Here is a 9,661-nt window from a genome sequence, read left to right on the forward strand (position 1 = left end):
AAACTATCGTCGTCCCGCATTATGGGGCGAATTATCAGTCGGGAAATCCTGTTCTCTTTGGTTCGCATTGGTTTGAATCTTTACAACATATCCAAGGGGACCAAGGTGGCAAGACCATCATTCGTGGTGATGGTAAAGATCATGTTATCAAACTATGGATTCGTGACGATATTGGATATGATATCGATACACCCGATGATTTTGAGCGTTTAAAAGAACGTGAAAGTGAGGCATTATGAAACCATTAGTGCTTATGCGTGGAGGCGGAGATATCGCTTCTGGCGCTGTATATAGATTGAAACGTGCAGGCTATCCGGTAGTGATTAACGAAATCGCTATTCCTACCATGATTCGCCGTGAAGTTTGTTACGGCAATGCTGTGCATCGTGGGGAAATGATTTTGGAACGCTTTGTAGCTCGTCATGTAGCCCTTAGCGAAGTAAAGGATACATTGGCACAAGGTGTTATTCCTGTAGTAACTAGCTCCTATGAAGGGTTATTAGATACATTGAAGCCAGCCATTGTGGTGGATGCTATCTTAAGCAAAAAAAATCTTGGTACCAAACGAGATGATGCAGACCTTGTTATCGGTGTAGGGCCGGGATTTACTGCAGGAGATGACGTGGATGTGGTTATTGAAACTATGCGTGGTCATTATTTAGGTCGCTGTATCTATGATGGCCCGGCGCAACCTAATACGGGTATTCCTGGTAATGTAGGTGGTTATACTCATGAGCGTGTTATTCACTCGCCAAAGGCTGGTCTATTTACAGCTAAGCGCCATATTGGAGATTCTGTACAAGCTAATGAAGTCATTGGCTATGTAGATGAAGAACCGGTACGTGCTAAAATTACAGGTATTCTTAGAGGCATTCTTAAGAGCGGGCTCATCGTATCTGACCATTTTAAATTGGCCGATGTAGATGCTCGTTGTGAAGAAGCTCATTGTTATAGTATTTCAGATAAATCTCTCGCTGTTGGTGGCGGCGTTTTAGAAGCTGTTACTGCATGGGATTATGAAAGGAATCAAGATGGAAACGATCTATGATGTGATGAAAGACCGTCTTCAGCTTACAGAAACTACATTGATGGTTACTGTATTATCTGGTCCTCGTCAAGGGGATAAAGCAATTTATGCTGAAGATGGTAGTGTTTTGTATGGCACACCAATCGAAGGCTTTATGGTAGATAAAGCAAAGCTCAATTCTTTGTGCATGGTAGGCGAAGTTGAATGTTTCGTACAACCTGTAGAAAATGATCCGTCTGTTCTCGTATTAGGCGCTGGTCATGTGAGCCGTGCTATTACAGATTTATTACTATTCATTGGGTGTCGTGTTACTGTTGTAGATGACCGCCCAGAATATGTAGTTCATGAATTCTTTGACGAGCGCGTAACTCGTAAATGCTTGCCCTTAGAAAACTTTAAAAATGATTTACCTCTTGATGAATATAATGGTTTTATCATCGTTACACGTGCTCATGAGTATGATAATGTATGCTTAGAACAATTGCGCGATTACTTGCCAACCTATATGGGTGTTATGGGCAGTCAAAAGCGCATTCATTATGCATTTGAAGTATTGCGTGAACAAGGTTGGACACAAGAAGAATTAGATATGGTATATGCACCAATTGGTCTAGATTTAGGTGCACAAACTCCTGAGGAGATTGCATTATCTATCGTTAGCGAATATTTGGCAGTGGTGCGTGGTAAAAAAGGCGGCTCATTGCGGAAAGGTAGAGTGAGCCATGAATCGTGAGTTTATTGAATATTTAAGTGCTCGTAAAAATGAAACATTAGCTGTTGCCACAATTTTATTTACCCGTGGTTCTACACCACGTAAGGCTGGCACTTCTATGGTTGTTTTCCCAGATGGATCTATTTTTGGCACTATCGGTGGTGGTCGTGCTGAAAACGAAATTCGCCTAAGTGCTGTTGATTCTTTGAATAAAAAAGAAGCACATCGGCGTATCGAAGTCCTTTTAGATGACGATGTTGCTGTCAAAGAAGGTATGGTATGTGGTGGACAAATGGATGTGTGGATTGAAACACAAAACATCTAATATCATATCTTATATTCGTTTATAAATTTACAGTGCTTCTAAAATGAGTTAAAATATAAGGTACAGCCAAGTAGTTGGTTGTACCTTATTTTTTTGTATAAGGAGCTATTTTTATGCATATTGACGCACTTATACATACCTTTAGGCTTCTTGATATCGCTGATATCTTAATCGTTGCTGTAGGTATTTATTACTTATATAAATTGCTTAAAGATACACGGGCCGTTTCTCTTTTGAAAGGTCTCGTTATGTTAGCAATTCTAAATTTATTGAGTCATCTGCTAAATCTATATGTTATCAATTGGATTTTGCAACAAAGTATGACTGTTCTTCTCTTCGCATTGCCTGTAGTATTCCAACCGGAATTGCGCCGTGCTTTAGAACAATTGGGCCGTGGTCGAATTTTCAGCAAGGCACAGAATGTTAACGAAGAGGAAATGGACATGGCCATCAATGAAGTGATGGCGGCAGCTCGCGTTATGTCTCGTGAGCACACAGGTGCACTTATCGTTTTTGAACGTGAAGTAGGTCTCAATGATTTCGTTGATACAGGTATTTTAATTGATGCTGTATTGAGTCGTGAATTAATTAAAAACATTTTCGTTCCTAGTACACCACTTCATGATGGGGCACTGATCATCCGTGATGGCCGCATTCGTGCAGCTGGTTGTTTGTTGCCACTAACTGAAGACCGTACATTGAGTACTGAACTTGGTACGCGTCACCGTGCAGCAATTGGTTTGTCTGAACAAACAGATGCGGTCGTTGTTGTTGTCAGTGAGGAAACGGGGACAATTTCCTATACCTATGGCGGTCATATTTATCGTCATTTGCCGGAAGATCAAATTAAAGAAGCGTTGCGTACATTTATGGAACGCCCTCGTCAAACCATTACTGGTATGTGGAAATGGGGGGCAAAAAAATGATGATACATTTGAAACGCAATTGGCCAGCTAAGTTATTATCATTGCTAGCGGCCATCGTCATGTGGTTCTTTATTATGCGAGATCAGAACCCTGTGATGGAGGTAACCTATACAGTACCTGTTCAAGTTCAAAATCTTGACTCTCATTATATTATAGAAGATGCACCGGATGTAGCACGCATTGTGCTTTCAGGTCCTCGCGATACGATTATGTCTATAAAGGCAGATAATCTTCGCGCATACATTGACGCATCGGGTGTAAAACCAGGTCAAAATAATGTGACAATCGGATTTACACCTCCAGCGGGGATGAGCCTTGTTGAAGTTAAGCCTGATACTATAACAATTAATGTTGACGAATATGCAGAACGAAAGATACCGGTTGAAATTATTCCAATTGGTAAGTTCTCAGATGATGTTGCTCTTAAATCGGTAACTATTGTACCGAAAGAGGTAACTGTATCTGGTCGTAAACAGCTTGTTAACGCCGTAAATAAGGTTGTTATGAAGGTTAATATCGCTGGTCAAACTAAGAACTTTAGTGCTGTTAGTACCTTAGAAGCTTGGGATGTATCTGGTAATGTATTAGATGTACATATCAATCCAAACCAAGGTCAGGCGCAATATGAACTTAACTTATTGCGTAAAGATAAAGCAGTTCCTATTACGGTACCAACTGCGGGAGCGGTAGCTGATGGCTATGAGGTTAAGTCCATATCCGTTACACCAACACAATTAACCGTGACTGGCCGAGAAGAAATGATTGATTCTGTTACAGAAATTCAAACAGAACCAATTGATCTCACTGGTGCAACTAAGGGAATTCAAGGTAATTACAACTTAGTATTGCCAAGCGGCGTTAATAGTAATGTTACAACAGTACATGTTAAGGTAGATATACAAAAGAAAACTACGTAGCTAAAAAAGACCCTAATAGAGTAGATTATATAACTCTATTAGGGTTTGTTTTTATTATTCATATATTAGCTTTTATGGTAGTGTTGTATAATAAAGATGTATGACCATTTTCTAATAGGTCAGTTATAAAGAATTTAGGTCAAATAATATAGATGTAGTCTATTCTGAAAGGATAGCTTTAATAGGTAACATATGATTAGAATAATAAATCTCCGCGTGGCCGTGACGGTTAAGTCGGATATTAAAGAGATTGTAGAAAAGAAGTATCCCCAGCTACGTGGAGCCATTGAAACAATTCACGTTGTGCGACGTGCTGTAGATGCTCGTAAAAAACCTAATATTGTATTTGTATATACTTTGTTTGTTGAGGTTCAAAAAGAAGCTCAAATTATGAAAAAATTAGGTAAACAAAAGGACGTATCTGTGTTCACTCCAGAGGATCCAGAACCTATCGTATATGGCAATGTGCCTTTAGCACATCGTCCTGTAGTAATGGGCTTTGGGCCGGCAGGTATGTTAGCGGCTTTTTACCTAGCTCGTGAAGGGTACCGTCCAATCGTTCTTGAACGAGGTCAAGATGTCGATACTCGTAGTCAAGATGTAGAAACATTTTGGAAAGAGGGCGTATTTAAGCCTGAATCGAATGTACAATTTGGCGAAGGCGGTGCAGGTACCTTCTCAGATGGTAAATTGACAACTCGCGTTACTCATCCTAGATTGCACGAGATCTCTAAATACTTTGTTGAATTTGGTGCACCTGAAGAAATCTTATATAAACATAAACCTCACGTAGGTACAGATAAGTTGCGTACCATGGTAAAAGCTATGCGTGAACGCATCATTGAGTGGGGCGGTGAAGTTCGCTTTGGCGCCAAAGTAACTGATTTGTTCATTGAAAATGATCGTATCGTGGGTGTTGAAGTTAATGGCAACGAGCGCATCGATACGACGGTTGTGCTTTCTGGTGTAGGCCATAGTGCACGTGATACGTATGAAATGCTACATAAACGCAATGTAGAAATGACAGCAAAACCATTTGCTATTGGTGTTCGTATAGAGCATGATCAAGCTGTTATCGACGAGTCCCAATATGGTGTAGAACCTTCCAGCTTGGGCCTTGGTGCCGCAGAATACTCCCTTGTGTATCACGATAAAGAAACAGGCCGTACTGCGTATAGCTTCTGTATGTGCCCAGGTGGTCAAGTTGTGGCCTCTGCATCCGAAAATGGGGGCGTTGTTGTGAATGGCATGAGCCTATATGCTCGTGATAGCGGTGTTGCGAACAGTGCTATCGTAGTTAACGTAGGCCCAGAAGATTTCGGTAATCATCCACTGGATGGTGTAGCATTCCAACGTGAATGGGAGCGCAAAGCTTATGAATTAGGTGGCTCTAACTTCCATGCACCAGCACAAACAGTAGGTCAATTTTTAGGGCTTTCACAAGCACCAAGCGTACAAGATAGCACCTATAGCTATGAACCAGGTGTAGTAAATTGCGATTTACATGATTGCTTACCACCATTCGTAACGTCTGTATTGGAACGGGCTTTGCCATATTGGGGACGACGCATTCATGGATTTGATGATCCTGCAGTATGTATGACGGGCGTTGAAACGCGTACCTCAGCACCACTTCGCATGGGACGCAATGAAGACTGCGTTTCTCCGACTGTAGGTGGATTCTACCCTATGGGTGAAGGCGCTGGCTATGCAGGTGGCATTATGAGTGCAGCCCTTGATGGAGCCGAAACGGCTATCTTATGTATGGCAAAATATGCAAAACCTAACTAGTTAGTAGCAGAATATATTGTAAAAGAAACTACAGTATAGGTTCATATTGATACTGTAAAATAATATATCTGTATAGTATCTATATGTGTAGTGTATATATTGTGATATAATACACAACAGTGAATATATGAGGATTTGTGACTTTCACAATCCCTAGAGGAGGATAATTATGGCTCGTTTATTTGGTACAGATGGTGTACGTGGTGTTGTTAATGAATTTTTAACACCTGAATTAGCCTATCATTTAGGCCGTTCTGCGGCTACATATTTTGGTAAGGAGAAAGATCATCCTACATTCTTGATCGGTCGCGATACACGTATTTCTGGCTCTATGCTTGAAAGTGCGTTAGCAGCAGGTATTTGTTCTGTTGGTGGTAATGTTGTTATTGCCGGTGTTATTCCAACTCCAGCAGTAGCGTACCTCGTACGTCAACAAGGTTTTGATGCGGGTGCTGTTATTTCTGCATCTCATAATCCATATCCAGATAATGGCATTAAATTCTTTGATGGCAATGGCTATAAATTGCCAGATGAAGTAGAAGATGAATTAGAAAAATATGTTCGTCAAAGTGCGGACAATGAATTGGCACGTCCTACTGGTGATGGCATCGGTACAATTGAGTACAATAGTAACTTGGCTCATTTCTACGCTCACTTTGTTCGCCACACAATCGATACATCCCTCGAAGGTTTGACTATCGTATATGATGGTGCGAACGGTGCTGCTTCTAGCGTAGGCCCTGAAATCTTGTCTGGCCTTGGTGCTAAAGTAATCAACATCAATGTTAATCCAGATGGTTTGAATATCAACCATCACTGTGGCTCTACACATATTGAAGGCTTACAAGTGGCTGTACAACAACATAATGCAGACCTTGGTATCGCTAACGATGGCGATGCTGACCGTTGTTTATTGGTTGACGAAAAAGGCCAAGTTCTCGATGGCGACCAAATCATGTTATTGTGTGCCCTTAAATTAAAAGAAGAAGGCAAGTTAAAAGGCGATACAGTAGTTGGTACTGTTATGAGTAATATTGGCTTCCATAAGGCAGCCGAAGAACTTGGTATGAAAACAGTTTCTACTGCAGTTGGCGACCGCTATGTATTGGAATACATGCGTGAGCATGACCTCTCCGTTGGTGGTGAACAATCTGGTCACGTAATCTTCTTAGATCACAATACAACTGGTGACGGTATGTTAACAGCTGTGCAAGTAGCGGCTCTTATGAAAGAAAAAAATCAACCGCTTTCTGAGCTGGCTAGCATTATGACGAAATACCCACAAGTATTAGTAAACGTTCGAGTTGCTACAAAAACAGGCTGGGAAGATAATGATATTATTAAAGCTGCTATCGTAACAGCTGAAGGTGAACTCGGCGATGAAGGCCGCGTTCTAGTACGTGCATCTGGTACAGAACCACTCATCCGCGTAATGGCAGAAGGTCCAGACCAAGAAGCATTACAATCCCTATGCCAAGAAATCGCTGATATTATCGGTAGAGAACAAGGACTTGCCGATAATTAATATCTGCTCCGTTTGAATCCATTCTACAAATTTATATAGACGTATGCCCACCAATATATGTCCCTTTGCTCCGTCCTACGTAAAGTCGCTGCAGGAACATATATTGGTGGGCATTTTCTTTATATGTGTTTTAGATGATTGCCGAATGGATTCGTCACTAGTGAGCCGATATTTATAGGCTAAGTCCTTGTTACCGATGATGGTGATTTTAAGTATAGTGCGTGTGAATGGGGATTTAAAATTAAACATGAAAACTACAAGCCTATAGTTGAATTAAAATTATATCCTATATATGGATGCTACTTAATAGACTGTTTATTTCATAACTTTTGATACTCTTATTTTTGTGTGATAAATCAAAAAGGATATCTGTATTTGAACTGCTATGAGATTTGAATAAAAAAGAAGAAAGCACTACGTTGAATTGTAATAATTCAGAGTAGTGCTTTTGCCATTATTTATCAGCTACAACTAGTTTATATCCATTCAAGTGAATGTTACTGCCTGTTGTGTCTTCATTAGTTAGAGATTTTACATAGCTGTCGCCAGTGAGTGTCCATGTGGAGTCTTTGCTGAGTTTCACAGTTACTTCTTTAGCTGTGTTGTCAGTGTTGATAGCTCCCACAAGGCTAGAGCCATTTGTCATGTCTAGTGCAACAGTACTGATGGAGTCAGCTACGATGTTACCGCTAAGTTCTTGGTTGGATGCGCGGAGTGTAAGGTGACCACCGTTTTCACCATCTTTACCCCAATGGGAGTCTGCCGCCGCTTTCACCAGTGTAGTAGTGTTTGGCATTAAGATTGTGTTGCCTGTAAGGTCTGCTTCAGCAGTGGTGTTGTTTACATAGATGAACGCACCTGTACCATGAGTTGTAAGTGTGTTATTTTCTGCTTTTAAACGAGCGATACCGCTTTCAGCATCTCCAGAGAAGCTTTGGTATAGCATAAAGCCATTATCATGGTAGCCTGTTACATTAGAGTTCGTAAGGGTAATAGAGTTTTTACCTTCTACAACACCAATTTCACTCTTGTTGGCCACGCCGTTCACATTGTTAGCTGTAATATTACCCGTTGAATAGATAACAGGGCTGCCTGTGCCAGAGGTTGTAAGCTTAGCTGCTTCTGCAGTAATAGTGCCTTCACCACGGTCTGTAGCAAGGGTTGCGGAGTGAGCACCTTCGGTAGTGATAGTTAGGTTTTTACCGTTTACAGAGCCTTTATAGGTTGCATCTAAGCCGCGAGAGGAATCACCTTTTGTGTGAATATTAGTATTTTCTACGTTGATCACAGAGCCTTCACCAGTGGCAAATACTGCATTAGATCCAATGCTATTAGAGGTGATGTTACTATCCTTAATGCTTGTTTGGCTGCCTTCGATGCCGAGCACTACTGCGTTTTGTCCGTGGAAATTACTGTTGTCATCATTAGTGGTGTTGCCTGTTTTATCAAATACACTACTATCGATGGTGATTGTCGCTTTGTTTTTGCCGATGAAAGAATTTTGGTCGCTTGTAGTATTATCAAATCGTTGGTGTTCGAATGTTTTGCTTTCACTAATAACAGATGTACCTGTGAAAGTACTAGGATTAGCTTCCTTATGAGGCGTTGGTTCATTAATTTCGCCTGTCTTTACATCATCAGGTCTAGGCACATCAGCCTTAGGTACATCAGCCTTAGGTACATCGGTTTTAGGCACATCAGCTTTAGGTGCTGATATGCTTTGGGTAGGAACATTAGCTTGTACTGGTTCTGTCCCAAATGTAGGGGCAAAGGCTAGTGCTGCAAGGGCACCGCCCGCTAAAGCAGGCAGGATGAGACGTCTTAAAGTTCTATAATTACGTGAATGTGTCATATATAATAACCTCCAAATATTTATTGCGCGATAAAATCGAATTGTGTAAAATTAAGATTGTAAGAAGTATAGTAATTATCTGTGAAAATAGTATGAATGATACATGGGATTTATAAAGAAATACTAATCGTGATTTTTAGATATGTCGATAAGGATGTCTTGCTTTCACCATTCATTATCACGTATAATATAGATTGGTATACGATGTATACTTTAAAGATCTGCCGTATCTTATAGAAAGGAGTTTCACAATTCGTAAGAGCGAATAGCGCAAGTACCCGCGAAGGCAGTCGTTAGGGTAGACGAGGTGAAGAGTGATCGAATAATCAGCGGATGCTCTTCCGGCACATTCATGTCGTAACAGATACTAAAAAGCCCATTGGTAACAATGGAGACAAAGTGTATCTGAATGAATTGTATTAAAGTAATAATTAATACATAATTGAAATATTAATCTAGAACATTAATCTAGAACATTAATCTAGAACATTAATTAGCCTTAGTTGTTGGCTGGGGCTAGAATGCCCCCAGTATAGGAGGATATATTTATGTGCGGTATCGTAGGATACATTGGCTTTAATCAAGC

General features: G+C 40.6%; 8 protein-coding genes and 1 pseudogene. 8 read left to right on the forward strand and 1 reads right to left on the reverse strand.

The features are described 5' to 3' along the window. The 8 genes and pseudogenes from QZ055_RS05890 to glmM all read left to right on the forward strand — a co-directional run. Nucleotides 1–239, forward strand: a pseudogene (locus tag QZ055_RS05890) (nucleotidyltransferase family protein); the annotation flags it as partial. Beyond that, entirely contained in the window at nucleotides 236–1,048 is an 813-nt protein-coding gene (gene yqeB / locus QZ055_RS05895) for a selenium-dependent molybdenum cofactor biosynthesis protein YqeB (RefSeq protein ID WP_295825256.1), read from the forward strand. The pseudogene QZ055_RS05890 and the gene yqeB, both read left to right, overlap by 4 nt. Beyond that, a complete protein-coding gene (locus tag QZ055_RS05900) occupies nucleotides 1,032–1,760 on the forward strand; it encodes an XdhC family protein (RefSeq protein WP_295825257.1) in 729 nt (242 codons plus the stop codon). The genes yqeB and QZ055_RS05900 overlap by 17 nt, the downstream gene beginning before the upstream one ends. Beyond that, nucleotides 1,750–2,064 (forward strand): XdhC family protein, encoded by a 315-nt coding sequence (locus tag QZ055_RS05905; protein WP_024066914.1) that lies wholly within the window; start codon nucleotides 1,750–1,752, stop codon nucleotides 2,062–2,064. The genes QZ055_RS05900 and QZ055_RS05905 overlap by 11 nt, the downstream gene beginning before the upstream one ends. 113 nt (nucleotides 2,065–2,177) lie before the next feature. Continuing rightward, nucleotides 2,178–2,990, forward strand: a complete 813-nt coding sequence (cdaA, locus tag QZ055_RS05910) for a diadenylate cyclase CdaA (RefSeq protein ID WP_105090135.1) — start codon at nucleotides 2,178–2,180, stop codon at nucleotides 2,988–2,990. Next, nucleotides 2,987–3,907 (forward strand): YbbR-like domain-containing protein, encoded by a 921-nt coding sequence (locus QZ055_RS05915; RefSeq protein ID WP_295825259.1) that lies wholly within the window; start codon nucleotides 2,987–2,989, stop codon nucleotides 3,905–3,907. The genes cdaA and QZ055_RS05915 overlap by 4 nt, the downstream gene beginning before the upstream one ends. A gap of 192 nt (nucleotides 3,908–4,099) precedes the next feature. Next, nucleotides 4,100–5,698 (forward strand): NAD(P)/FAD-dependent oxidoreductase, encoded by a 1,599-nt coding sequence (locus QZ055_RS05920; protein ID WP_295825261.1) that lies wholly within the window; start codon nucleotides 4,100–4,102, stop codon nucleotides 5,696–5,698. A 169-nt stretch (nucleotides 5,699–5,867) separates the two neighbouring features. Next, nucleotides 5,868–7,223, forward strand: coding sequence for a phosphoglucosamine mutase (gene glmM / locus QZ055_RS05925; RefSeq protein ID WP_295825263.1), 1,356 nt, complete (start codon nucleotides 5,868–5,870; stop codon nucleotides 7,221–7,223). 454 nt (nucleotides 7,224–7,677) lie between these two features. Here glmM and QZ055_RS05930 read toward each other — a convergent pair whose 3' ends face one another. Further along, complete coding sequence (locus tag QZ055_RS05930; protein ID WP_295825266.1) at nucleotides 7,678–9,075, reverse strand: hypothetical protein; 1,398 nt, start codon at nucleotides 9,073–9,075, stop codon at nucleotides 7,678–7,680. Between the last annotated feature and the right edge of the window lie 586 nt (nucleotides 9,076–9,661).

The sequence above is a fragment of the uncultured Veillonella sp. genome, assembly GCF_905209685.1.
Classification (GTDB): domain Bacteria; phylum Bacillota; class Negativicutes; order Veillonellales; family Veillonellaceae; genus Veillonella.